This is a genomic window from Nocardia sp. NPDC005825 (genome assembly GCF_040630175.1).
GTDB lineage: Bacteria > Actinomycetota > Actinomycetes > Mycobacteriales > Mycobacteriaceae > Nocardia.
Genome location: NZ_JBEXXC010000002.1, coordinates 166,805 through 191,061, shown reverse-complemented (window position 1 = coordinate 191,061; position 24,257 = coordinate 166,805). Strand labels below are relative to the sequence as shown.

Annotated in this window: 24 protein-coding genes; 12 read left to right on the top strand and 12 right to left on the bottom strand. The window is 68.8% G+C overall.

What is annotated here, in order from left to right; translation table 11 throughout:
• Position 1 precedes the first annotated feature (1 nt).
• Together ABZ382_RS05520 and ABZ382_RS05515 are read left to right on the top strand one after the other, a co-directional pair.
• The gene (locus tag ABZ382_RS05520) at positions 2–1,216 is read left to right on the top strand and encodes a hypothetical protein (protein WP_357084534.1); all 1,215 of its coding nucleotides are present in this window, start codon (positions 2–4) and stop codon (positions 1,214–1,216) included.
• Positions 1,200–1,967, top strand: a complete 768-nt coding sequence (locus ABZ382_RS05515) for an alpha-ketoglutarate-dependent dioxygenase AlkB (protein WP_357084531.1) — start codon at positions 1,200–1,202, stop codon at positions 1,965–1,967. Before ABZ382_RS05520 ends, ABZ382_RS05515 begins: the two co-directional genes overlap by 17 nt.
• Here ABZ382_RS05515 and ABZ382_RS05510 read toward each other — a convergent pair.
• The 10 genes from ABZ382_RS05510 to ABZ382_RS05465 all read right to left on the bottom strand — a co-directional run bounded on the left by ABZ382_RS05510 (position 1,942) and on the right by ABZ382_RS05465 (position 12,821).
• Positions 1,942–2,742 (bottom strand): DUF4184 family protein, encoded by an 801-nt coding sequence (locus ABZ382_RS05510; protein WP_357084528.1) that lies wholly within the window; start codon positions 2,740–2,742, stop codon positions 1,942–1,944. The two genes, ABZ382_RS05515 and ABZ382_RS05510, sit on opposite strands and share 26 nt — an antisense overlap.
• Before the next feature lie 72 nt (positions 2,743–2,814).
• A complete protein-coding gene (locus ABZ382_RS05505) occupies positions 2,815–4,332 on the bottom strand; it encodes a hypothetical protein (protein WP_357084525.1) in 1,518 nt (505 codons plus the stop codon).
• Between the two features lie 154 nt (positions 4,333–4,486).
• Positions 4,487–6,337, bottom strand: coding sequence for a 3D-(3,5/4)-trihydroxycyclohexane-1,2-dione acylhydrolase (decyclizing) (iolD, locus tag ABZ382_RS05500; RefSeq protein ID WP_357084522.1), 1,851 nt, complete (start codon positions 6,335–6,337; stop codon positions 4,487–4,489).
• Positions 6,334–7,224, bottom strand: coding sequence for a 5-deoxy-glucuronate isomerase (gene iolB, locus ABZ382_RS05495; RefSeq protein ID WP_357084519.1), 891 nt, complete (start codon positions 7,222–7,224; stop codon positions 6,334–6,336). The genes iolD and iolB overlap by 4 nt, the downstream gene beginning before the upstream one ends.
• The gene (locus tag ABZ382_RS05490; protein ID WP_357084517.1) at positions 7,221–8,114 is read right to left on the bottom strand and encodes an aldolase; all 894 of its coding nucleotides are present in this window, start codon (positions 8,112–8,114) and stop codon (positions 7,221–7,223) included. The genes iolB and ABZ382_RS05490 overlap by 4 nt, the downstream gene beginning before the upstream one ends.
• Positions 8,105–9,043 carry a 5-dehydro-2-deoxygluconokinase gene (gene iolC / locus ABZ382_RS05485; RefSeq protein ID WP_357084514.1) on the bottom strand — a complete coding sequence of 313 codons (939 nt, stop codon included), beginning with the start codon at positions 9,041–9,043 and terminating at the stop codon, positions 8,105–8,107. The genes ABZ382_RS05490 and iolC overlap by 10 nt, the downstream gene beginning before the upstream one ends.
• On the bottom strand, positions 9,040–9,822 hold the full coding sequence (locus tag ABZ382_RS05480) for an ATP-binding cassette domain-containing protein (protein WP_357084512.1): 783 nt from the start codon (positions 9,820–9,822) through the stop codon (positions 9,040–9,042). The genes iolC and ABZ382_RS05480 overlap by 4 nt, the downstream gene beginning before the upstream one ends.
• Positions 9,819–10,877 carry an ABC transporter permease gene (locus ABZ382_RS05475; protein WP_357084509.1) on the bottom strand — a complete coding sequence of 353 codons (1,059 nt, stop codon included), beginning with the start codon at positions 10,875–10,877 and terminating at the stop codon, positions 9,819–9,821. Before ABZ382_RS05475 ends, ABZ382_RS05480 begins: the two co-directional genes overlap by 4 nt.
• A gap of 20 nt (positions 10,878–10,897) precedes the next feature.
• Positions 10,898–11,893, bottom strand: a complete 996-nt coding sequence (locus ABZ382_RS05470; protein WP_357084506.1) for a sugar ABC transporter substrate-binding protein — start codon at positions 11,891–11,893, stop codon at positions 10,898–10,900.
• A gap of 16 nt (positions 11,894–11,909) precedes the next feature.
• Positions 11,910–12,821 (bottom strand): TIM barrel protein, encoded by a 912-nt coding sequence (locus ABZ382_RS05465; RefSeq protein ID WP_357084503.1) that lies wholly within the window; start codon positions 12,819–12,821, stop codon positions 11,910–11,912.
• Between the two features lie 229 nt (positions 12,822–13,050).
• Here ABZ382_RS05465 and ABZ382_RS05460 point away from each other — a divergent pair, with 229 nt between their 5' ends.
• The 3 genes from ABZ382_RS05460 to ABZ382_RS05450 all read left to right on the top strand — a co-directional run bounded on the left by ABZ382_RS05460 (position 13,051) and on the right by ABZ382_RS05450 (position 16,032).
• A complete protein-coding gene (locus ABZ382_RS05460; RefSeq protein WP_357084500.1) occupies positions 13,051–14,055 on the top strand; it encodes a LacI family DNA-binding transcriptional regulator in 1,005 nt (334 codons plus the stop codon).
• Between the two features lie 30 nt (positions 14,056–14,085).
• Positions 14,086–15,096 carry a Gfo/Idh/MocA family oxidoreductase gene (locus tag ABZ382_RS05455; RefSeq protein WP_357084497.1) on the top strand — a complete coding sequence of 337 codons (1,011 nt, stop codon included), beginning with the start codon at positions 14,086–14,088 and terminating at the stop codon, positions 15,094–15,096.
• 105 nt (positions 15,097–15,201) lie between these two features.
• On the top strand, positions 15,202–16,032 hold the full coding sequence (locus ABZ382_RS05450; protein WP_357084494.1) for a hypothetical protein: 831 nt from the start codon (positions 15,202–15,204) through the stop codon (positions 16,030–16,032).
• A gap of 32 nt (positions 16,033–16,064) precedes the next feature.
• Here ABZ382_RS05450 and ABZ382_RS05445 read toward each other — a convergent pair whose 3' ends face one another.
• A complete protein-coding gene (locus ABZ382_RS05445; protein ID WP_357085875.1) occupies positions 16,065–16,619 on the bottom strand; it encodes a LysE/ArgO family amino acid transporter in 555 nt (184 codons plus the stop codon).
• A 134-nt stretch (positions 16,620–16,753) separates the two neighbouring features.
• Between ABZ382_RS05445 and ABZ382_RS05440 the strand changes: the two genes are divergently transcribed.
• From ABZ382_RS05440 to ABZ382_RS05425, 4 genes are all read left to right on the top strand, one after another.
• Positions 16,754–17,650: a LysR family transcriptional regulator ArgP gene (locus ABZ382_RS05440; protein ID WP_357084491.1), complete on the top strand. Its 897-nt coding sequence runs from the start codon at positions 16,754–16,756 to the stop codon at positions 17,648–17,650.
• Between the two features lie 124 nt (positions 17,651–17,774).
• Positions 17,775–18,860 carry an S-(hydroxymethyl)mycothiol dehydrogenase gene (locus ABZ382_RS05435; RefSeq protein ID WP_357084488.1) on the top strand — a complete coding sequence of 362 codons (1,086 nt, stop codon included), beginning with the start codon at positions 17,775–17,777 and terminating at the stop codon, positions 18,858–18,860.
• Positions 18,857–19,486 (top strand): MBL fold metallo-hydrolase, encoded by a 630-nt coding sequence (locus tag ABZ382_RS05430; protein WP_357085873.1) that lies wholly within the window; start codon positions 18,857–18,859, stop codon positions 19,484–19,486. Before ABZ382_RS05435 ends, ABZ382_RS05430 begins: the two co-directional genes overlap by 4 nt.
• Positions 19,487–19,623: 137 nt before the next feature.
• On the top strand, positions 19,624–20,166 hold the full coding sequence (locus tag ABZ382_RS05425; protein ID WP_357084486.1) for a DUF4333 domain-containing protein: 543 nt from the start codon (positions 19,624–19,626) through the stop codon (positions 20,164–20,166).
• A 58-nt stretch (positions 20,167–20,224) separates the two neighbouring features.
• Here ABZ382_RS05425 and ABZ382_RS05420 read toward each other — a convergent pair whose 3' ends face one another.
• On the bottom strand, positions 20,225–21,313 hold the full coding sequence (locus ABZ382_RS05420; RefSeq protein WP_357084483.1) for a glutamate--cysteine ligase: 1,089 nt from the start codon (positions 21,311–21,313) through the stop codon (positions 20,225–20,227).
• Between the two features lie 116 nt (positions 21,314–21,429).
• Here ABZ382_RS05420 and ABZ382_RS05415 point away from each other — a divergent pair, with 116 nt between their 5' ends.
• From ABZ382_RS05415 to ABZ382_RS05405, 3 genes are all read left to right on the top strand, one after another.
• Positions 21,430–21,765, top strand: coding sequence for a TfoX/Sxy family protein (locus ABZ382_RS05415; protein WP_357084480.1), 336 nt, complete (start codon positions 21,430–21,432; stop codon positions 21,763–21,765).
• Between the two features lie 155 nt (positions 21,766–21,920).
• On the top strand, positions 21,921–22,727 hold the full coding sequence (locus ABZ382_RS05410) for an amino acid-binding protein (RefSeq protein ID WP_357084478.1): 807 nt from the start codon (positions 21,921–21,923) through the stop codon (positions 22,725–22,727).
• A 148-nt stretch (positions 22,728–22,875) separates the two neighbouring features.
• Entirely contained in the window at positions 22,876–24,240 is a 1,365-nt protein-coding gene (locus ABZ382_RS05405; RefSeq protein WP_357084476.1) for an AarF/ABC1/UbiB kinase family protein, read from the top strand.
• Positions 24,241–24,257 lie beyond the last annotated feature (17 nt).

Here is a 24,257-nt window from a genome sequence, read left to right as displayed (position 1 = left end):
GATGGAAACGCCAGAAGCTCGTATCGACGATGCGGGCAATATCCTGGTCGCACCAGCCGGATTGCAGGACAACGACTTGCTGAGGAACTTCTTCGGGTCCACGATCACGGCGGAGGATCTTGCTTCCGGTTCACCTGACCTCGCACAGAAGGACGTCTACCTGTGTGGTGATGTTTCGGTGATCAGCGACCGATCCCTGCGGGCGGCCCGGCGGGTGTTCGTGGTGCGGGAGCTGTCGCACGGTTTCCGCGAGAACGTGGACGATGCGTGGACCCTCATCGGCATCGGCCGGGTTCCCGTCGGTATTCACGGTGTGGGCGTGTATTACCGCCGCTTCTTCGACCTCGGCGAGGACCACTTCGGACGGATCCGCTCGGAGCACGAGTTCCAGGCTCTGACCGAGTCCACCAAGCCTGGGACCGCCCATCGCAGCGGAATCTATCTGACGCCTGTCACGCGCAGTGGTGATGAGCTGCGGTTTCGGCTGCTGCGCTGCTCCACGAATCTCTCGGGGCCGACCGAGAATTTCCGCGCGACCGATATGAGCATCGTCGAGGCCCTGAATCGCGAGGCCGCCACCATCTTTCGGGATCAGGCACCGCTGAATCACGTCCTCGCGCAGATCTACCACAACACTCATGCCACGGCTGAACGGAAGCAGTCCAAAGCCAAGATTTCGGCGCATGCCGACAAGACCAAGGACATGCCCGTCAACGGGATCATGGCCTTCTGCACCTTCTACGACGGGCTCGACAAACTGCGGGCCCTGGCCGAAGACCCGTTCGACCTCGGCGTGAAGAATGCCAGCGGGCTGACCAGTCTCCGCTTCCGCCTCAAGGATTCGGTCGAGGAGCGCGACGGTCTTCCCGCGCAGTTCGACCTGCCCCTCTACCCGGGCTCCGTCTTCTTCATGCCGTTGGCCACCAACCGCCTGTACACCCACGAGATCCGGCCTTCGACGCTGAATTCCGAAATGCTGCCGACCCGCCTGGGATACGTAGTGCGGTGCTCGAACACCGAGGCCGTACACAAGAACGGCCAGACTTTTCTGGACAGGGGCGGAGACTTGGTGCAGCTCGAGCCGCCCACGCCGGAGGGCATGGACCAGCTGCGGAGGCTGTACGCCGAGGAGAACCGGAGCTCATCCTTCGTCGATTACGGCGACCGGTTTCTGTTCAGCATGAACACGGGAGACTACGTTGCGCCTCGAGCCTAGGTTCTCGGACGAGATCCTCTCCTGCACTTTGCCGTTCGAGGAGGACCTCTTCGACGAGTTGTCCGCCTCGGCCCACCTGGAAGACGTGGGCAAAGGTCGGCGCGGTGCCACGCTCACCAAGACCGACGAAGCGGGCCGCGTGCCACTCGTCCGCACGACCACTCGATATGCCAACCCAGCACAGCATTTCCGAGCGGTGCACAACCGTCTGGCACAACGGATTCAAGCCCGGGCGGGAATCTCGTTCGCCTTCAACAACGCTCTCATCGAGAGCTACACGAACGCATATGCCTCGATGGGCAGCCATTCGGACCAAGCGCTGGATCTCGCCGACGAGTCGTTCATCGCCGTCTTCTCCTGCTACCGACGCCCGGAAGCGGTCCCGCCCAGGAAGCTGATCTTCGAACGAAAGGGGTCCGGCGAGAAGTTCGAGATTCCTCTCGCCCACAACGGCGTCGTCGCCTTCTCCGTCGCATCGAACCGGCTTCTCAAGCACAAGATCGTGCTCGACTCACCCGCACTGGCAGCCGAGAACGAATGGCTGGGCGTAACCTTCCGAACGTCGAAGACTTTCCTCCGGTTTCACGAGGGACAGCCGTACTTCCCGCAGGGCGCACGCCTCGTTCCAGCTGACGAGGATCAGCAACGCGAGTTCTACCGACTACGACGTCGCGAAAACAATGAAACAGAATTCACCTACCCCGCTCTGACATACACCGTCAGCGTTAGCGACCTGTCCCCACCTGCCTGAACCAGCCACGAGCACCGGGCTCGAGATCGGCGTCACGGGACATGCGCACCCATGCCGCACCCGCCAGCAACGACAGCGCCACAACATAGAGCAACCGGACGCCCACCACGAACGGCTGAAATGCCAAGGGCATCAGTGGAAGAAGCGACAAGCTGAGCGCGGCGACCAATCCAGTGGCCGGCCAGAATCGCTTCGGCGCGCGCCGGGTGGCCGGTGGATCACCGTGCCAGGCCCGCAGCAGTCCACGCCGGCCGATGTAATAGAACAACCCGAGCGCGAGCACCGCACCACCCAAGGTCGATGTCTGCTGCAGCAGGTACCACCAAGGCCTGCCGAACAGGCCTGACTGCAACAGCACAGGAAACCTGGCTACTCCCCACCCATGCCCGCCGACCGGATCATGCGTGAACCCGTCCCAGAAGATATGGGTGACCGCACCGATCAAAATCGAGTATCCCGTGACGTACCACGGATATCGCACGACGCTGAGCACCCCGTACGCGGGCAATTCGAACCCCCCGAACCGGGGCAGATGCACGGCGATATCCGCGGCACCCCAACGGATCGCCACCGTCGCGACAAGCCCCACCGGCAAACACCACCACAACAACCCCACCAGTGTGTGCGTCTCCGGCATCGAAAAGAACCCCGCCACCGGATAGGACGCATCCGGAACCGCCGCACCCACCACCAATGCGACACCATCCAGACGACGAGGCCACCGAATCTTCAACGGCAGTACGGCCAACGCATGCGACGGAAAGGTAAGCGGCACGGCCCAGTCTATCCACCGCCGTTGCGGACGGCCTCGCTCAGCCTTCGGCGGCCAGCACCATCCAATGTTTGTTCACGATTCGGTGGGGTTGCGGAAGTAGAGGGTGTTGGTGCCGTGGGCGGAGAGGGGGGCTGCTTCGGCGGCTTGGCGGATGCCGCTGCCGGGGAGGCAGGTGAGTTTGGTGAACATGGTGGTGTTGCCGAAGGCGGAGCGGACCTGGGTTTCGGAGGCGTAGTCGGCGCCGTAGTCGGAGAGGGCCTTGAAGTCCAAGGGGGCCAAGGGCTTTTCCAACGGGATCTGGGCGGCGGGGAGGCCCAGGCAGGCGTATTGGGTGGCGGCGCCGCCCTCGTACCAGCACAACTCGTAGGACATTTGCTCGGTGGTGGTGACGCTGACCACCGGCCATTCCTGGGAGAGGCGCAGGGCGAGTGGGTGGCGGCCTACGGGGGCCACTTCCCAATTGAGGCTTTTGACCGAGACCCAGTGTTCGGAGACCTTCTCGATGAGGACGACGTCCTCGCCGAGACGTTCGGCGCGGTTGGGTTCGGGTTCGGGTGTGCTCCAGTGCTTCTTGTCGACGCCCAGATAGGCGGAGCTCTGGACCGGTTCGGCGCCGTCGGCGGTGTAGGCGGCCAGGATGGCCGCGCGAACCAGGGTGACCGCATTGCGGGAGGAGCAGCGGACGGCCAGCGCGCCGAAGGAGGTGTTGATCTCGACCGGCTTGGAGGGCTGGTCAGGGAGAGCGCCCGCGGCGAGCGGCTTGAGGCCGACCAGGGCGAGCTGCCAGTTGATCTCCTCGATCGTCGCCAGGTCACCGGCCGTCTGATAGAGGATCTGCTGCTGGGTCAGATACCCCGCGCGTTCGAGGGTGGCGCATTCGAGCTTGCGCAAGGCGGTGACGGTCTTGCCGGTGAATCCGATGTCCTCGACCCGGATTTCGCGCAGCCGCTGCGTCATGCCCGTGGAGGTGACCTTGGCGTAGCACTCGCGGTACATGGCCAGGGCCTGCTTGCGTTGACGGCCCACCATGAGGGTGCGCAGCAGGGTGTTCAAGGTCGACAGATAGCGGTTGGCCTGGTCCGGGTCGGCGGCGAACAGGCTCGCCCGGATCCGGACCGCGTCCTCACCCGCCGCGACAGCGGCCTTGGGATCGAGGCGGCACAGCCACACGCTGCACTTGGACAGCGCGTCGGCCGACGCGCCCGCGGCGAGCGGATAGGTCTGCGCCACATGCCGATACGCCTGGCAGGCGTTGCGGATGGTGGAAGTGGCCAGCTCGCGGTGGCCGATGGTGCGGGCCGCCTGCTCGAACAGGCGTAGCGCCTCGGTCACCTCGGCGGCGAACGGCGCGGTCACATGCCCGGCGGTGAGCCAGCGCAGCCGGAGAAGCACCGCCTCCTGTGCGGGCTCCAGCGCCGACGCGGACCGATCCCGCGATTCCGGATCGGTCTTGGTCGCCATCAGCGCGCGGGCCAGCTCGCACAGCGAGGTGGCCAGGGCCAGCTCCGCCTCCAGCGTCCGATCCCGTGCTGCCCCGCGATCCGCGGCCACCTGCCGCTCGATGGCGCTGACATCCATTGCGACCTTCAAAACCTCGTACCCCGTACTGCTTCGATCACTACTACCGTTGATCGCCCATCGACCGACCGCGTGTTTGCGCCGAGTCTGCCATAAATCGCGAACTCGGGTCGGGCGTCCGCCGGTATGCCCGGATTTCGGCGAGACCGGCGCGTCGGGGCCGGGATCAGGCCGGATGCGTATAACGCAACTGCCCGGGTTTCCCGCGATCGAATTCCGCGCGTCCCGAGAGATGCTGCGGCACACCGACTTCCCACCACGCGCCCGCCTCGGTCCAGGCGGACGGCTGGGTGCGAACCACGACGACGGCCGGCCGCGACTCCGTTCGGGCGGCCGTCCGTGCGGCGGCATAGGCGTCGCGGAACTCGCCGAGCTCGACGGCCGTGAACACCGAACAGCCCAGGGCGCGAGCGTGCGCGGCGAAGTCCACGCGCGGCGGGGTGGCGTGTTTGGTGCGGCAGTCGGCGTAGAAGTTGTTGAACGCCGTGCCGCCCTGGCCTTCCTGCAAACGGGCGATCACCGCATACCCGTCGTTGTCGCACACCACCGCGACGAACGGGTGACCGGCGAAGGCGGCGGAGAACAGTTCGGAGTTGAGCATCAGGTAGGAGCCGTCCCCGAGCAGGGTCGTGACCAGGCCCTCGGCATCGGCGCGCGCCAGCGCCGCACCCCAGGCGCCGGCCAGCTCGTATCCCATGCAGGAGAACCCGTATTCGACGTCCATCGTCGGCAGACCGCCGGTCGCGCGCCAGCCGCCGATCAATTCGCCGGGCAGGCCTCCGGAGGCGGTCATGACATAGTCCGACGCCTCGCTGAGTTCGTTCACGGTGCCGACGATCTGCGCGTAGCTGGGCGTCCCGGGCGTGGGCGCACGCAGTTTGTCGACATGCGCGTCCCAGTCCGATCGGACCGCCGCGGCGCGCGCGGTCCAGCCGGGATCGGCAGACCACTCCCCCAGTTCGGGTCCGAGATCGCGCAGCGTCGCGTCGGCGTCTCCCACCACCGCCAGCGCCCCGTGCTTGACCGCGTCGAATCGTGCCGTATTGATGTGCACGAGACCGACTTCCGGCCCGAACACCGTCCACGACGCTGTGGTGAAATCCTGCAAGCGGGTGCCGACAGCCAGCACCACGTCCGCCGCCGCGGCCAGCGTATTCGCCGACGCCGCGCCCGTGATCCCGAGCGGACCGGCGAACAGCGGATGGTCATGAGGCACCAATGTGCGCCCGGCGGTGGTCTCGGTCACCGGAATCCCGTGCCGCTCAGCGAATTCCATCGCCTGACCACCCGCCCCCGAATACCGCACCCCACCGCCGAGAATCAGCAGCGGACGCTCAGCGTCGCGCAATACGCGCGCGGCCTCGGTGACACCGCGCCGATCGGGACGTGGGCGCGGAACATGATGCACCACGGGCTCGAACAGCGCGTCGGGGAAGTCGAAGGTCTCGGCCTGCACATCCTGCGGCAGGGCCAGCACCACCGGCCCGGTATCGGCGGGATCGGTGAGCACCCGCGCCACCTGCGGCAGTGTCGCGATCAGCTGCTCGGGCCGGGTGATGCGGTCGAAGTAGCGGCTCACCGGCCGGAACGCGTCGTTCACGGTGACGGTCGGATCGCCGAAATGCTCCACCTGCTGCAACACCGGATCGGGGGCCCGGCTGACGAAGGTGTCACCGGGGAGCAGCAGCACCGGCAGCCGATTCGCGTGTGCCACACCGGCGGCCGTCACCATGTTCAGCGCGCCCGGCCCGATCGAGGAGGTCGCGACCCCGACCTGCCGCCGCTGGGTGGCCTTGGCCAGCCCGACCGCCGCCAGCGCCATACCCTCCTCGGTGTGCCCGCGCCACAGCGGCAGCGCGTCGCGATGCTCGGCCAACGCGGTGCCCAGACCCAGCACATTGCCGTGTCCGAAAATGCCGAAAGCGGCCGGGAACAACGGCACTTCGACGCCTTCGAGGGTTTCCGAACGCTGGGCGACGAGCCAGGCCACCAGCGCCTGCGCGGTCGTGAGCCTCATCCGAGCCGTCCTTCGTGGGAGGTGACCGGGCACCGCGGGTCCACCGCTTCCGACGCCCAGCCCGCCCGCACCCAGGCGTGCGCGGGGTCGTCGCAAAACGCCATGGACCGCTCTGGCGCGGGACCGGCCAGCACGTTCAGGTAGTACATGGGGTAGCCGGGCGCGGCCACACAGGGACCGTGGTAGCCGTGCGGCACCAGGAAGACGTCGCCGTCACGGACCGCCACGTTCTCGTCGAGTGCGCCGTCGGGGGTGTAGGTGCGGTGGAATCCGAAACCTTCAGGGCTCGTGGTGATCGCGTCGCGTCCCGCGATGCGGAAGTAGTAGATCTCCTCGTTCACGACCTCGCACTCGGAGGCTTCGTCGTGCTTGTGCGGTGGATAGGAGGACCAGTTCCCGTCCGGGGTGATCAGTTCGCAGGCATTGAGCTTGTCGGCGTGATCCCACACGCCGGGCGTGCCGAAGTTGGTGACCTGCCGGGTGGCGTGGCCGGCGCCGCGCACCTCGACCGGAACCTGTTCGGCCGGTCCGTATTTCGGCTCCAGCCGCCTTCCGCAGCGCGCCATCGGCAGCGCGACCTCGAGGCCGTCCACCGTGGCCAACTCCACCTCGGCGTCGCGTGGCACATACGCGAAGTCGGTCACCCGCGTGAACACGGAATCCCGCCCGGCGAGTTCGACGGTCATCCCGTCCACCCGCACCGTGCACGCCCCGGCCAGCGGCAGCACGAACGCCTCGAACTCCCCGGTGGAGATCACCCGCCGCTCCCCCGCCGCCAGCCGCAGCACCCGCAGCCCGGCGTACGACCACCCCGCGTCCTCGGGCGTCAACAGCACGGGATCCCCCGCGTCGGCCAGCGTTCCGGCACGTCGATGGAGATGCTTCATCGCGCCGCCTCCAACACCCGCGCCGCCGCCCGCACCGCGCCCGCGACATCCCCGTCGGGCGGGTACAGCAGGCTCCGCCCGATCACCAGGCCGCGCGCCACATCGTGACGCAATGCCGCACCCCAGGACGCCAGGTCCGCTTCCAGCTCCCCCGATGGCGCGCCACCGAGCACCAGTACCGGCAGGGTGGTGGCGTCGAAGACCGACACATCGTCGGGCGCGGGGATTTTCAGCCACGTGTACGCGGAGGTCACGCCCAGCCCCGAGGCGACGGTGATCGCGCGTTGCAGGGAGGCCGAATCCTTGTGCATGGCCAGCGCGCCGCTGTGGTCCCGGGCGTACGGCAGCGGCTCCACCATCGCCATGAGCCCGTGCTCGGCCAGTTCGGACACCGCGCGGGCGCACGCTTCCAAGGTCGGGATGGTGCCGGGATCCGAATCCACCAGGCGCAGCAGCATTTTCCCGCCGTCGAGGCGGTACTTCACCAAGGATTCGGCGTCGTACCCGGTGAAGCGGTCGTCGATCTCCCAGTCCGCTCCGGCCAGCCCACCCCGGTTCATGGACCCGATGACGATCTTGTCGTGGACGGCATCGAGCAGCAGCAACTCCTCCACGATGTCGGGTGACCCGAGCACACCGTCCACGGCCGGGTCCGCGAGCGCGATGAGCAGTCGTTCCAGCAGGGTGCGGCGGTCGGCCATGGCGGTGCGGTCCGCGCCGACGCCCAGCGCGCCCCGAGCGGGATGGTCGGCGGCGACCAGGAACAGGGTCCCGGTACCCGACAGCAGGTTCGGGCGGCGGCGCCGGTCGGCGTAGGCCCGGCGGATGGCCTCGGGGTCGGTGGCGCGGGTGCGCAGCAGGTTGTACCAGCGCGCGTCGTTCAGGTGCACAGCATCTCCTCGATCTCGGCGGCGGTCGGCATGGCGTCCGCGCAGGCCAGCCGGGACGCCACCAGCGCGCCGGCGGCATTGGCGTAGGCGGCGACCCGGTGCGGGTCCCAGCCCGCGAGCAGCCCGTGGATCAGCGCGCCCCCGAAGCCGTCGCCCGCGCCGAGTCCGCACAGCACCCGCACCGGGCACGGCGGCACCGTCCAGCGTTCGGATTCGGTGGCGATGAGCACGCCCTCCGCGCCGCGCTTCACCACGGCCAGCCGCACCCCGCGCGCCAGCAGCCGGTCGGCGGCCTCGTCGGGATCGGCGGTGCCGACCGCCACCTGTACCTCGGTCCGATTGCCCACCACCACGTTCACGTGGTCGACCATCCAGCCGATCTCGGCGCGCGCGGTGTCCATGTCCGGCCAGAACATGGGCCGATAATCGAGATCCAGCACGGTGTGCCCGCGCCGGGCCCGGCGTTCAAGGATCGCGCGCTGGGTGGTGCGACCGGGTTCGGCGCTGACGCCGGTGCCGGTCACCCACAGCAGCGGTACGGAATCCACTACATCCCAGGGGATCTCGTCCTCGGTGAGGGTGAGGTCGGGTGCGATGGGCGACCGATAGAACAGGAGCGGCGGGTCGGCGGGCGGGTTCAGTTCGCAGAACACCACCGGCGTCAGGAGCCCGGCCGCCGTCCCGACATACCGGGACGTGACCCCGAACCCCTCCAGCGCGTCGCGGACGAAGTCGCCGAACCCGTCCGGCCCGACCTTGGTCAGCACCGCGGTCCGCCGCCCCAGCCGGGCCGCGGCCACCGCCACATTGGTGGCGGTGCCGCCGAGGAACTTGGCGAAGGTCCGCACCTGCGCGAGCGGCACCCCGCTCTGCTCGGGATACAGGTCGACGCCGACCCGGCCGATCGTCAGGGCCTCCAGCTCGGTCACGGCACCACCCGCTCCAATTCGTGTTGCAGCGCCTCGAGTTCCGCGCCGCCGGCCATCAACCGGGTCAGCTCGGTGAGGTCGATCTGCGACTTCTCGTAACCGCCCAGCGCGGACCCGCGTTTGAGCAGCAGGAACCGATCCCCGACCGGGTAGGCGTGATGCGGATTGTGGGTGATCAGCACGACCCCCAGCCCACGGTCGCGGGCCTGCACCACGTACCGCAGCACCACCCCGGCCTGCTTCACGCCCAGCGCCGCGGTCGGCTCGTCGAGGATCAGCACCTTGGCCCCGTAGTGCACCGCGCGGGCGATGGCCACGCACTGGCGCTGCCCGCCGGAGAGCGTGCCGACCGGCTGTTCCAGGTCGGGTATGTCGATCCCCATGTCCGCCAGCCCTTTTCGGGCGATGTCCTGGGCGCCTTTGCGGTCCAGCAGCTCGAACGGCCCGTAGCGTTTCACCGGTTCGGAGCCGAGCACGAAATTGCGCCACACGCTCATCAGCGGCACGACCGCCAGATCCTGGTACACGGTGGCGATGCCGAGGTCCAAAGCCTCACGGGGCGAAGACAATCGCCGCTCGCGGCCCTCGATCCGCAGTTCCCCGCTGTCGTGCTGGTGCACGCCCGCCAGGATCTTGATCAGCGTCGACTTGCCCGCGCCGTTGTCGCCGAGCACGCAGGTGACCTCGCCCGCGTTCACCACCGTCGACACATCGCGCAGCGCGACCACGCCGCCGTAACTCTTTCCGATGCCGACGGTTTCGATCAATGGCACGATCATCGGCGTACCCTTTCGGCTCGTTTCTTGAATGCGTTGTTGACCAGCACCGCCGAGAACAGCAGTACGCCGAGGAACAACATGAACCAGTCGCTGTTCCAGCCCGCCAGCACGATGCCCTGCCGCGCCATGCCGAAGATGAGCGCGCCCACGGCCGCACCCACCACCGAGCCGAAACCACCGGTGAGCAGGCAGCCCCCGATCACGGCGGCGATGATGTACTGGAACTCCAGGCCCACTCCCTGATTGGCCTGCACGCTGGCGAACCGCATCAGGTTGCACGCGCCCACGATCCAGCCCGCGAACGCGGTGGTCATGAACAGCAGGATCTTGGTGCGGGTGGCGGGCACGCCGACCGCGCGGGCGGTGGGCAGCGAGCCGCCGACCGCGAAGATCCAGTTCCCGAACCGGGTGCGGGTCAGCACGATCGCCGCGACCGCGGTCACCACGATCCACCACACCACCGACGCCTGGATGCTGGCGCTTCCGATCTTGGTGGTGGAGGCGAAAACCCAACCGGCGGACTGATATCCGTCCGCAGACCGCACCCCAGACACCTGCACGGTGCCGGTGGCCCAGCGGGTCACGCCGAGGTTCAGGCCCTGCAACGCCAGGAAGGTGCCCAGGGTGACGATGAAGCTCGGCAGCCCGGTGCGCATCACCACCCAGCCGTTGAGCGCCCCCACCGCGAGCGCGAACACCAGCGACACCGCCAGCGCGAACCACACGTTCCAGCCCGCGTGTACCGCGAGCAGTCCGGTGATCAGCGCGGTGGAGGCCGTCATCACGCCGGTGGACAGGTCGAACTCCCCGCCGATCATGAGCAGCGCGACGGCCACCGCCATGATGCCGAGCGTGGAGGCGTCGTCCAGCCAGGTCGAAATGCCCAGGGGCTTCAGGAATTTGGTGGTGACGATGGTGAAGAACACGAACACCACCACCGCACCCAGCAGCGCGCCCACCTCGGGGCGGGCCACCAGCCGGTTGAGGATGGCGAGCCGGTCGGGCGGGGCCACCACGGTCGCCGAGTTCTCGGATGTGGTTGTCGTCGTAGTCATGTCGGCGTCTCCCGGCCCGTTCACCGCGTGCCCTGGCCGACCAGGCCGGCGACGGCATCGACGGTGGTCTTGTCCACGAACGCCGGCCCGGTCTGCACCGGATGCCCGCCGCCCACGGTATTGAGGTTCGACTTGTACAGCTTCAGCATGACGACGGGCAGATAGCCCTGCTCGTACTGCTGCTGGTCCACCGCGAACAAGAGGTTTCCGGCCCGGATCGCGCTCACCACATCGGAATTCAGGTCGAAGGTCGCCACGGTGGTGGTCGCCTTCGACTCCTTCACCGCGTCCACTGCGCGGGCGGCGATCTGCGAGTTCAGCGTCAGCACCGCGTCGATGGAACGATCGGCTTCGAGGGCGCCCTTGATGCGGGACTGCACATCGGTGGGATTGTTGATGTCGACCTGCAGCGTGGTGGCCGACCCGAAGCCCTGGATCGCGCCCGCACACCGCTCATTGGCCCCGACATTGCCCGCCTCGTGAATCACGCACAGCATCTTGTGTTTTCCGGCGTCGGCGAGCCGTTTGCCCGCGGCCTCACCGGCCTGGCGTTCGCTCTGGCCGACATGGCCGATGGCCCCGAACTTCGTGCTCTCGGCCTCACCGGAGTTGATGGTCACCACCGGAATGCCCGCGGCCACCGCCTTTTCCACAGAGGGCCGCAGCGCGTCCGGATTGGCCATGGACACCACCAGCCCATCGACGCCCTGCGCGACGGCATTGTCGATGAGCTTGGCCTGCTGGGTCGGATCGCCCGCCGAGTTGTACTCGACCCGGATGCCGAGCTCCTTCCCGGCGGCCTCCGCGCCGTTCTTGACCACGTTCCAGAAGGCGTCGCCGGGCGAGCCGTGGGTCACCACCGCCACCGATCGCACGGTGCCCACCGTGACGGGAGCCGCGCCGGGACCGGTGGCGTCCGAACCCGGGCCGCTGCAGGCGGCGAGCACGGCCGCGGCGGCCAGCCACGGCGTCAGGCGCAGCCGGCGGGGGCGGCGCGGACGGGAGAATACGGACATCGTCGTCACCTCCCCACTAAATCCGAGCCGAGGCGAGACCGGCGGCGATCTCGGCCAGGTGTCGCAGACTTCGTCGCGCGGCCGCGGTCGGGCCCTCGGCGGTCTCGCCGGGGGTCAGCGCGGTGTCCTGCTCGATCACGTACCAGCCGCGGTATCCACCGGCGTGCGCCTCGCGGATCAGGGCGGTGATATCGACATCGCCCGCGCCGAGCGGAACGTAGAGACCTCGCCGGACCGCCTCGCTGTATTCGACTGTGCCGCCGCGCACTTCGGCGGCCATGGTCGCGCGGACGTCCTTGAGGTGTATGTGCCCGATGCGATCGGCGTGGCGGCGGGCCAGTTCGACCGGGTCGGTGCCGCCGATGAGCAGGTGCCCGGTGTCGAGGCAGAGGTCCATTTCCGAGTCGGTGAGAAAGCGTTCCACCTCGGCGGACGTCTCGATGTGGGTGCCCACGTGCGGGTGCAGCACCGGGCGCAGGCCGTGTTCGACGACGATGTCGCCGACGGCGGCCGCGGTCTCGAGGAGTGTGCGCCACTCGCGATCGTCGAGGGGTGTGCGGGCGTCGTAGCCGTGCTCCCCGGTGGCCGCGGCCAGCACCAGCACCTCGGCCCCGGCCGCTTCGAACCGTGCGGCGGCCGAGCGCGCGATATCCAGGGCACGGCTCGGTTCGCGATGCAGGGTGAGGGCGAGGAAGCCGCCGACCGGCGCAATACCGTAGTCGCGCAGGGTCTTCCGTAGTTCGAGCGGATCGTCCGGTAGGTAGCCGGGCGGCCCGAATTCGGTGGCGGACAGGCCCAGGCCCGACATCTGCGCCAGGACGGTGGCCGGGTCGAGGACGTGCCCCCAGCCGGGGACCTCGCAGACTCCCCAGGAGATCGGCGCGGCGGCGATTCGTAATGGACGCAAGGGATGGAGCGGTTCGGTCATCGGCACTTCCCAGACCCGTCGTTGGCCATCGTGAGGCTCGCTATTGGAGCGCTCCAACAATGTAACCCGGCTCACTCGGGTGTCAAGATCCCGACATGCGCCGAAAAGTAGCGAGCACGCTCGGAAAACACTGTCTTGCAGGGGGAATCATGAGAACCAATGGTGACTGAAAAGTCCGGTTAGAGCGCTCTATTGCCCCGGCCCGCGGCCACGCGGTAGCGTGCGTCGCATGACCCGACCCACCATGGAGGATGTCGCCGCCCGCGCCGGCGTCTCCCGGGCCCTGGTGTCGCTGGTCATGCGCAACTCCCCCAAGGTCAGCGCCCACCGCCGCGACGCGGTGCTGGCGGCCGCGGCCGAACTCGGCTACCAGCCGCACGCCATGGCCCGCTCGCTGGCCAGCCGCACCTCCAATATCGTCGGCGTCATGGTGTCGGACCTGCGCAATCCCTTCTTCGCCGATGTCGTCGAGGGCATGGACCAGGCCGCCCAGGAGGACGGGCTCGAACTCATCCTCAATACCGGCCGCCGCAGCGCGGGCCGCGAACGCGCCGCCCTGGAGAGCCTGCTCGCCTTCCGCCCGGGCGGGGTGATCCTGCTGTCACCGGTGCTGCCCGCCGCCGCCATCCGCGACGCGGCCGCACGCTGCCCGGTGGTACTGGTGTCGCGCACCTCCACCAGCGGCGCGGTCGACACCGTCAACGACGACGGCGAACTCGGCGCGGCGCTGGCCGTGGATCACCTTGTCGCACTGGGCCATCGGCGCATCGTGCACCTGGACGGCGGGGCGGCCTTCGCGGCCCCGCCGCGGCGCAAGGGCTACACCGCCGCCATGGCCCGCTACGGCCTCGAACCCATGGTGATCCCGAGCGAGCACACCGACACCGCGGGCGCGGCCGCCGTCCGCAAACTGCTGAACATCTTCTCCCCCGGCACCTTTCCCACCGCACTGGTGTGCGGCAACGACTTCAACGCCGTGGGCGCGGCCGCCGCGCTCGACGCGGCGGGTCTGCGTGTGCCCGAGGACGTTTCGATCGTCGGCTACGACAACACCTCGCTCGCGGCGCTGCGGCACGTCGCGCTCACCACCATCGACCAGCCGCGCAACCGCATCGGGCGACTGGCCGTCACGGCACTGACCGAACGCCTGCGCGAGGGCCGCACCGAGCCGGTCCGCCAGCGCCTCGAGCCGTCCCTGGTCGTCCGCTCGACCACCGCACCACCCCGAGACTGACCCCGCACCGCGACTGACAGGAGCTCCGCCATGTCCCCGATCACTGTGGGCCTCGCCGGCACCGGCCGCATCGGAACCTCCCACGCCGAGACCCTCGCGACCCTGCCCGGCGTGGCCCGGGTCATCGTGACCGACGCCGACGCCGAGCGTGCCCGGGCCACGGCCGACAAGCTCGGGCTGGAATACGCGCCCGACATCGACGCGCTGTTCGACGCCGGGATCGACGGCCTGGTCGTCGCCACCGCCACCGACTCGCATCCGGCCCTGATCACCGCCGCCGTCGACCGCGGCATCCCGGTCTTCTGCGAAAAGCCCATCGCCGCCGACATTCTGGGCACGCTGCGCGTGGTCGAGCGGCTCGAACGCTCCGAGGTCCCGGTCCAGATCGGCTTCCAGCGGCGCTTCGACGCCGGATACCGGGCCGCCCGCGCCGCCATCGCCGCCGGGAACCTGGGCTGGATCCACACGCTGCGGGCCACCACCCTGGACCCCGCGCCCCCGCCCGCGGACTACATTCCGCGCTCGGGCGGGCTGTTCCGTGATTGCGGCGTCCACGATTTCGACATCATTCGCTGGGTCACCGGGCGCGAGGTGGTGGAGGTCTTCGCGACCGGCGCCAATCGTGGGGAGGCGTTCTTCGCCGAGTCCGGCGACGTCGACACCGCGGCGGTGGTGCTGCGCCTCGACGACGGCTGCCTGGCCAATGTCTCGCTCAGCCGCTACAACGGCGCGGGCTACGACGTGCGGCTGGAGGTGCTCGGCTCGACCGGCAACGCCATCGTCGGCCTCGACGAGCGCGCGCCGCTGCATTCGGTGGAACCCGGCTACCCGCCCTCGGCGCTGCCGGTGTACCCCGGATTCATGGACCGCTTCCACGGCGCCTACGTCGAGGAACTCGCGACCTTCGTCGGCGTGGTCACCGGGCAGATCGCCAATCCGTGCCCGCCCGCGGACGCCCTGGAGGCCTTCTACATCGCCGAAGCCTGCGAACTGTCCCGCCACCAGGGCAGACCGGTCCGGCTGGCCGACATTCGCCGCTGACGGATCCCGCCGCCGAAACTTCCGGCTACCGCCCGGCCGCATCCCCGTATAACTTGTGTGTTTGCCCGGTGAGAACAGCGGGACCACCGAGCGAGAGTTATTGCGATGAGCGGCAATTCGATACCACCGGGCTATGATCCGCACGACGAGCTGTGGACCCAGGACACCATGGTGTTCGAGGCCGTACAGGACGACCGTGACCAGCGCGGCAACGGGCGCGCCGGCGGCCTGGCGGGCCTGCTGGGCGGCTCACCCGCCACCCGCTACGCCATCATCGGCCTGACCGCGACCATTGCGGTGTCCCTGGTGGCCATCGTGGGCATTCTGCTCTCCGGGAACAGCGGCTGGGACGCCGCGCCGAACGCCGAGAAAGGACCCGGTCCGACCCGGGTCCTGATCACCACCTCGGCGCGGCCCACCCCGACCACCGCGGCCCAGGAGGTCGACGTGACGACCGCGCCCGAGCGGACCACCACGACGACCACCTCCAGCACCACGACCACCACGACCACGTCGACGACCACCACCACGACCAGCCCGGTCGTCGGCAGCCAGCTACCCTGCGAGCAGGTCGGCATGACCGCGGCGATGGCCGACGGTACGGTCCTGACCTGCGACGCGACCGGCGGCGCGAGCCCGCACTGGCTGCCCATCACCCGGCCCGCGCTCGGATCCCCGTGCAACGCGGGCGAAGCGGGCAGCTTCGGCTACACCTCCGGCGGCACCCAACTGGTCTGTTCCCGCCGTCCCGGCAGCAGCGCGGCGTCCTATGTATGGGACAGCCCCGGCACCCTCACCAGCGGTACGCACGAGCCCGGCCAGGTCTGCAATCTCAAGAAGGACGGGATCGCCAAGTCCGCGAGCGGGCGGGCCGTCTACTGCTTGCCCGGGGACAACTCCAGCAGCCCGATCGGCGTCTGGAAACAGGTCTACTGACGCCGGGGTGACCCCCGCCTCGGGAGACTGTCTCAGCTCACCAGCAAACCGACGGCGAGCCCGGTCATCACGAGCGCGATGAGCGAGTCCAGCACCCGCCACGCCTTCGGCTTCGCGAAGACCGGGGCCAGCAGGCGCGCGCCGAAGCCCAGCGACAGGAACCAGATCAAGCTGCCCGCGATGGCGCCGGCGGTCAGGAACCAGCGGTCCGGGGTGGCGTAGGTATTGGCGAAGGAGCCCAGCAGCACCACCGTGTCCAGGTAGGCGTGCGGGTTGAGCCAGGTGACGGCCAGGCAGGTGGCGATGGCCGCCCCCAGCGCGATCGGGGCGCCGCCGCCCGCGGACAGCGCCGACGCGGACAGCGCGCGCTTGGCGGCGAGCGCCGCGTAGCCCAGGAGGAAGGCCGCGCCCGCGTACTTCGCGACGGTCATGACCATCGGCGCAGAATTCACGATCGCGCCGAAGCCCGCGACGCCGAGCGTCATGAGGACCACATCGGAGCCGATGCACACCGCGACCACCGGCAGGACATGTTCGCCGCGGATCCCTTGTCGCAGGACGAAGGCGTTCTGCGCGCCGATCGCCATGATGAGGGAGAGTCCGAAGCCGAGTCCTGAGATGGCCGCCAGGGCCGCCGATGATGCGTTCACCCTTCGAAAGTAGGCAACCGTCCAGCACCAGGCCAGCTAAAGATTCTGAGGTGCCATTAGAATCTCTTACCGTGGATCTGCAGCTCGACCAACTGCGCGCCCTCGACGCGGTCATCGGGGAAGGCACCTTCGAGGCGGCCGCCCGCAAACTCAGTGTCACACCCTCGGCTATCAGCCAGCGCATCAAGGCGCTCGAGGACGCGGCGGGCCGCATCCTGGTGCAACGCACCAAACCGGTGCAGCCGACCGAATCCGGGCTGGCCGTACTGCGCCTGGCCCGGCAGATCCAACTGCTCACCGGCGACACCGCCCGCGAACTCGGCGAGGCGCATCAGCCCGCCGATCGGCCGGTGGTCATTCCCATCGCCGTGAACGCCGATTCACTGCACACCTGGGTGGTGGCCGCGCTCGGCCGCGCCAACGCGATCCAGCCCGGGGCGACGGGCCTCTCGTTCGAGATCCATCGCGAGGACGAGGAGCACACCACCCGCCTGCTGCGCGACGGCACCGTGATGGCGGCCATCACCTCCACCGCGGCACCCGTGCAGGGCTGTACCGTGCGGCGTCTGGGAGCCATGCGCTATCGCCCGATGGCCCATCCCGAGTTCGCCCGCACCTGGTTTTCCGACGGCGCGAATGCGAAGGCGTTCGCACACGCGCCCGTGGTGCTCTTCGATCGCAAGGACGATCTGCAATTCCGCCTGGTCCGCCACTACACTCGCAAGCCGGTGGATCCGCCGCGTCACTACATCCCGTCCTCGGCCGCGTTCAACGACGCCGTGCGCGCGGGACTGGGCTGGGGCATGATCCCCGACCTGATGATTCGTCCCGAGGACGGCCTGGTTCCGCTGGACGACAAGGTCTTCGTGGACGTGCCGCTGTACTGGCAGCAATGGCGACTGGATTCACCCGCCCTGACAGTCGTCGCCGCGACCATAGCCGAGGCCGCGGAGCAATCGCTGCTGTGATAGGACACTGTTCTTGTGATCGGACACAAGGGGATTCATTGTGCGTGACCCGGGGTAATAGATGACGTGGGCGGAACCGGATGCAATAGTCGGAGGCATTGCGTTTAGCCAGGAAGGAATTTCGTTGTCCCAAATTGTGCGCGGCGTTGTCGCTCGCTCGAAGAACGCGCCCGTCGAAGTCACCGAGATCGTGATCCCGGACCCGGGTCCCGGCGAAGCCGTGGTCCGGGTGCAGGCCTGCGGCGTCTGCCACACCGACCTGCACTACCGCGAGGGCGGCATCAACGACGAATTCCCGTTCCTGCTAGGACACGAGGCCGCCGGCATCGTGGAATCGGTGGGCGAGGGCGTCACCGATGTGGAGCCCGGCGATTTCGTCATCCTGAACTGGCGCGCGGTCTGCGGTTCGTGCCGGGCCTGCCGGAAGGGCAAGCCCCAGTATTGTTTCGACACCTTCAATGCCGCCCAGCCGATGACGCTGACCGACGGCACCCCGCTCACCCCGGCCCTGGGCATCGGCGCGTTCGCCGAGAAGACCCTGGTCCACGCGGGTCAGTGCACGAAGGTGGACCCGAGCGTGTCCCCCGCCGCCGCGGGCCTGCTGGGCTGCGGCGTGATGGCGGGCCTGGGCGCGGCCATCAACACCGGCGGCGTGAGCCGTGGTGACTCGGTCGCGGTCATCGGCTGCGGCGGTGTCGGCAATGCCGCGATCGCGGGCGCCAAGCTGGCGGGCGCGACCACCATCATCGCGGTCGACCTCGACGAGCGGAAGCTGGAGTGGGCCACCGGTTTCGGCGCCACCCACACCGTCAACGCCGCCAAAGAGGATGCGGTGGAACGGGTTCAGGAACTCACCGACAGCTTCGGCGCGGACGTGGTGATCGATGCCGTCGGCCGCCCGGAGACCTGGAAGCAGGCGTTCTACGCGCGCGACCTGGCCGGCACCGTGGTGCTGGTCGGGGTGCCCACCCCGGACATGACCCTCGAGATGCCGCTCATCGACTTCTTCTCGCGCGGTGGGTCGTTGAAGTCCTCGTGGTACGGCGACTGCCTGCCCTCGCGCGACTTCCCGTACCTGATCGAGCTCTACAAGCAGGGTCGCCTGGACCTGGACGGGTTCGTCTCGGAGACCATCGCGCTCGACGAGGTGGAGGCCGCCTTCACCAAGATGCATCACGGCGACGTGCTGCGCTCGGTGGTGGTGTTCTGATGGCGCACATCGACCACGCGGTGACCGTCGGCACCTTCTCCCTCGACGGCGAGACCTTCGACGTCGACAACAATGTGTGGGTGGTGGGCGACGATCTGGAGTGCGTCGTCATCGACGCCCCGCACAATGTCGAGGCGATTCTCGACGTGATCGGCACCCGTCAGGTGAAGGCCATCCTGGTCACCCACGCGCACGACGACCACGTCCGGGTCGCCCCCGAATTGGCCAGGGCCACCGGCGCTCCGATCCTCATGCACCCCGAGGACATGGTGCTGTGGCAGCAGACCCACCCGCAGGTCAGCCCCGACGGCGAGCTGGCGGACAAGCAGATCATCGCGGTCGGCGGCACCGAGCTGCACGTGCTGCACACGCCGGGCCACGCGCCCGGGTCGGTCTGCTTCTACTCCCCCGACCTGGGTGCGGTGTTCACCGGCGACACGCTGTTCCACGGCGGTCCTGGTGCGACGGGCCGGTCGTACTCCGATTTCGGCACCATCGTGGAGTCGATCGCCGACCGGCTGCTGACCCTGCCGCCGGAGACCCTGGTGCACACCGGCCACGGCGAATCCACCACCATCGGCGCGGAACTCCCGCAGCTGGAGGAGTGGCGGGCCCGGGTCGGCTGATCCTTCGGCAGTGGTCCGGCCGGTCGCCCACGCAGACCGGACCGGATCACTGCCCGAGCCCCTAATCCGCCCCCCAAAGCGGCGGAGCGCTTCTCGTTTCCAGGATTTTCCGGACGAGTCCGCGCCTAGAGTTGTCCATGAGAAAACTGACAGCCGTTCTGGCGCTGACCTCCGTTCCCCTGCTCGCGGTGGGCTGTTCGGTGTCCACCGGTTCCTCGTCCGTGAGCAAGAGCGATGTCCAGGCCAAGGCCTCGAGCTTCTACAAGGACAAGTCGCACGAGGACGCGAAAACGGTGAGCTGCGACGGAAATCTGGCCGCCAAGGTCGATGCCACGCAGACGTGCACCGCCACCGCGGGCGACGGCCAGAACTGGGTGATCGACACCAAGGTCACCGACGTCGACGGCAGCAACGTCCACTACGAACTGACCTTCGCCGACGCCTACGTCGCCCCCGACGACGTGGCCTCCACCATCGCCGACACCTACCGCCAGAAGTTCGGCACGTCCCCCCAGTCCTCCACCTGCAACGGCCTGCTACGCGGCGCCACCGGCGCCTCCATCCGCTGCGTCGTCACCGAGAACGACGGCACCCGCTGGGGATTCACCGCCAAGACCACCAATGTGGAAGGCACCAAGGTCAACTACGACATGATCGTCGACGACCAGCCCCTCCCGTAATCCCGGAAATCCGAATCGATCCCACCCCGAGGACCCGAACGCCGGTCGTCCGTCGGGTCTACCGGCACGTGTACAGGGTCGCGTCGGCGAGTTCGGCCACCACGTCCGAGAGGTCGCCGCGGGCGCGAAAGGCGTTGAGCTGCCGACGCGCTCCATTGCCGCGCGACAGCAGGGCGGCGATCGTGTCGGTGACGAAGGGGAGATCGCCCAGGCGTTCCAGGGCCGGCTGGACGAGGGTGACGAAGTGGTCCAGCAGTTCGGGGACCTGGATCGGGCGGCCGGTCACGGGGTCGATCACGGTGCCGTCAAGGCCCTCGTGCGCGGCGCGCCAATAGGCCGCGCGGAGTGCGGGTTCCGGGACCGGGGGCCGGGGGTCGGCGGTACGGGCGGTCATGGCGGCGGCGCGGACCAGGGTCGCCAGGAGGGCGGATTCCTCGACCGTGGCGGGGACGTCGCTGACGCGCACCTCGACCGTCGGGAACGTATAGGAGGGACGGACGTCCCAATAGATCATCTTGTGATCGAGGATCACGCCGAGCGCCAGCATGGATTCCACGGCCGCCTCGTATTCCGCGACCGACGCGAAGTAGGGCGGTGGACCGGCGCTGGGCCAGCGCCGCCACATGATGTTGCGCCAGCTGGCGTATCCGGTCTCGCAGCCGCGGTAGATGGCGGAATTGGCGGTCAGAGCCAGCAGGACCGGCAGCCAGGGGCGCAGGAAGTTGCTGACCCGCAAGGCTTCGGCGAGGCCGGGGACGGCGACGTGCACGTGGCAGCCGCACAGGCCCTGTTCTCGGGCGAGCCTGCCGAATCGGTCGGCGATGCGGCTGTAGCGCGGGGTGCTGGTGATGGCGAGCTCCTCGGGGACCGAGGGCGGTACCGCGGCGGCCAGCAGCAGCGCGTCGTTCTTCTCGGCGCAGGCGGCCGCGCCGCGCCGGAGCTCCCGCAGTTCCCGGAGCAGGTCATCGGTGGTGGTGTGCACGCGGGTAGTGGTCTCGACCTGGCAGCGCATGATCTCCAGTTGCAGGTCCATGCCGAGGTCCGCCGCGGTCCGGGCGACGTCGGCGTTCCTGCCGACCGGCGCGCCGGTGCGCGGATCCACGAGGAGGAACTCCTCTTCGACACCGACCGTAGGCGGGGCTTCCACATCCGGTGGATACCTCACCGGCGCGGGTCCACACCTGTCGGAGCGGTCTCTCCGGGTCACCCCTACCAGTGTCCAGGTTGCCCCGGATCGTCGGTGGGCGGGGTCACACTATCGGCATGGCATACGACGAGGAGCTGGCCGACCGCATCCGCGACGCGCTCGGGCCCGAGGTGGCCCACGTGGTCGAGAAGAAGATGTTCGGCGGCCTGGCGTTTCTGGTGGGCGGCAATATGGCCGTCGCGGCCAGCGGCAAGGGCGGGCTGCTGGTGCGCGCCGACCCGGACACCGCCGGGGACCTGCTGCGGGCCGGTGCGGTCGAGCCCATGGAGATGGGCGGCAAGAAGATGACCGGGTGGCTACGCGTCACCGCCGAGACGGTCACCGACGACGACGCGCTCGACGAGTGGGTGCGCCTCGGGGTCGGCTACGCCAAGACGCTGCCGCCGAAATAGCCGCGAGGCAAATCTGTGCCGCGCGGCACAGCGCGAACGCCGCTGTGTCAGGCTTCACCCAATTGTGAGCTGCCACAACAGGTTCGCCGCGACTTGTCATGCCGTCTTTACACCGCACCACAGTGCGGAAACCTGCGTCGAGCACTGTGGTGAACATGAGGCAAACCGAGATACATGCACTGGCATGCGAGGTCTGTGGTCGTCTGCCCCATCCCACACGCACCCGGCTGGCCCTGGCCAAGCTCGCCGCGGTCCTTCCCGTCGAACTGGCCCTGCACGCCCTGGTCATCCATCTCGAGCTGCCGTATCTGGCGACGGTGGCGAGCCTGGCGGTGACCGCGACCATCCTGGTCATCTGGGTGGTCGAGCCCGGGGCGATGCGGTACCTGAGCCGCTGGCTGCACGCCCCGGAACTGCGGCACCGGCACCACCTCGACAGCGCCGAGCGACTGTGGCGCATCCGGGTGCGCCTGGACGACAAGCCCGGCCGATTGGAAATGCTGGCCAAGCAGCTGGCCGACCGGCGGGCCAATATCCTCGCCATGCACGTGCACCATCTCGAGAACGGCGTGCTCGACGAACTGGTGGTCTCCACCCCCGCGGAGGTGCTGCCCCAGCGCCTGACCCACGCGGTCACCAAGGCGGGCGGGGTGGCGATCGGCATCTGGCCCGCGTCGGCGCTGACCCTGGTCGACGGCCAGACCCGGGCACTGGGCCTGGCCGGGCGGGTGGCCGCCGATCCGGGTGAGCTGCCGCTGGCCATCGCGGAACTGCTGGGCGCGCAATACCTTCCGGACCCCGATCCGGCCCGTGTGCCCGGTGGCACGCTGCTCGAAGTCGAGGCCGAATCCGACCGCGCGGCCATGACCTTCCTCCGCACCGGGGAGCCGTTCACGCCCGCCGAGGTGGCCCGCGCGCACCGGCTCATCGACCTCGCGGTGGTCGCCACCCGCCAACCGTAACCGCCCCGACCTGCGAATTCCCGTCGCGCGATCCAGCTTTCGGCCACTCGGACCGAGCCGTTCCGATTTTCACACCACACGGTTTCACTTCGTGGCAGACTCCCTCGTGCGCGTTCGCTCGAAACGCGCTCGAGGGGTTGGTTGATCGATGAGTGTTCGACGGGCAGGAACCGATATCGGCGGGAATCCGCCCGCCCGCACGGCGGTTCGCACGGCCACCCTGGCGGCGGTCCCGCTGTCCTTCGCCGGACGGCAGGTGGCCGGGGCGAGCCGGCGCGTACTGGGCCGGCGCGCCGACGACATCGACCGCGAGATCCAGCTCCGCACCGCCGAGCACATGGCCGACGTGCTCGGCGAATTGAAGGGCTGTGCCGCCAAATTGGGGCAGATCCTGAGCGTCTACGAGCTCGCGCTGCCCGCCGAGCTGGCCGAGCCGTACCGGATCGCGCTCGGCCGCCTCCAGGATGCCGCGCCCGCCATGCTGCCGCGCACGGTGCATCTGGCGCTGGCGGAGTCGTTCGGACCGGACTGGCGCGACAATTTCCGCGCCTTCGACGATCGCCGGTCGGCCTCGGCCAGTATCGGGCAGGTACATCGCGCGGTCTGGCACGACGGCCGCCCGGTGGCGGTGAAGGTGATGTATCCGGGCGCGCGGGCCGCGATCGACAGCGATCTGCGGCAGTTGCGCGGATTGGCATGGCTGACATCGGTGTTCGCCCCGCACGTCGACGGCCGCGCGGTGGTCGACGAGCTCGCCGAATGCCTGCGCGCGGAAATGGATTTCGAGGCCGAGGCCCGGAATCAGCGGCGTTTCGCGGACGCCTACGCCGATGATCCCGATTTCGTGGTGCCGCAGGTCGTGGCCCAGCGCGGGGATGTGCTCGTCTCGGAGTGGCTGGACGGGATTCCGCTGTCGCGCTTGATCACCACCGGCTCGCGGGCCGAGCGGGACCGGGTGGGCATGCTGGCGGTCCGGTTCTTCTGGTCGTCGGCGCCGAAGTCGGGCCTGCTCTACGGCGACCCGCAGCCGGGCAATTTCCGGGCGCTGCCCGACGGCCGCCTGGGGGTGGTGGGTTTCGGGGCGTGCCCGGTCTGGCCGCCCGCGCAGTTCCCGGCGCTGGTGCACGATCTGGCCGACGCGCTCATCCACGGCGGCCCGGCCGACCTGGACGCCGTGACCCAGCGGCACGGTTTCACCGATGCGCAGCGCGGCCTGGACAGCGCCGCGCTGGCCGCGAAGCTGCTGCCGTTCACCGAACCGCTGCGCCACGAGACGTTCCGGGTGGATACCGACTGGTTGCGTGGCCGCACCCGGGATGCCCTCAGCCCGAAACTCGACAATGCCTACCGGCAGCTCGGTGTCCCCGCGTATCTGCTGCCGTTCCAGCGCGCGCTGATCACCTTGCTCGGGTTGGTCGCCCAATTGGGCACCACAGGTCCGATGCGAGCGGAGATCCTGCGCTGGTCACCGGAATTGAGCGCGGTGATGGATCGCTGCGCACCCACCCCTTGATCACTGTCCCAGACAGA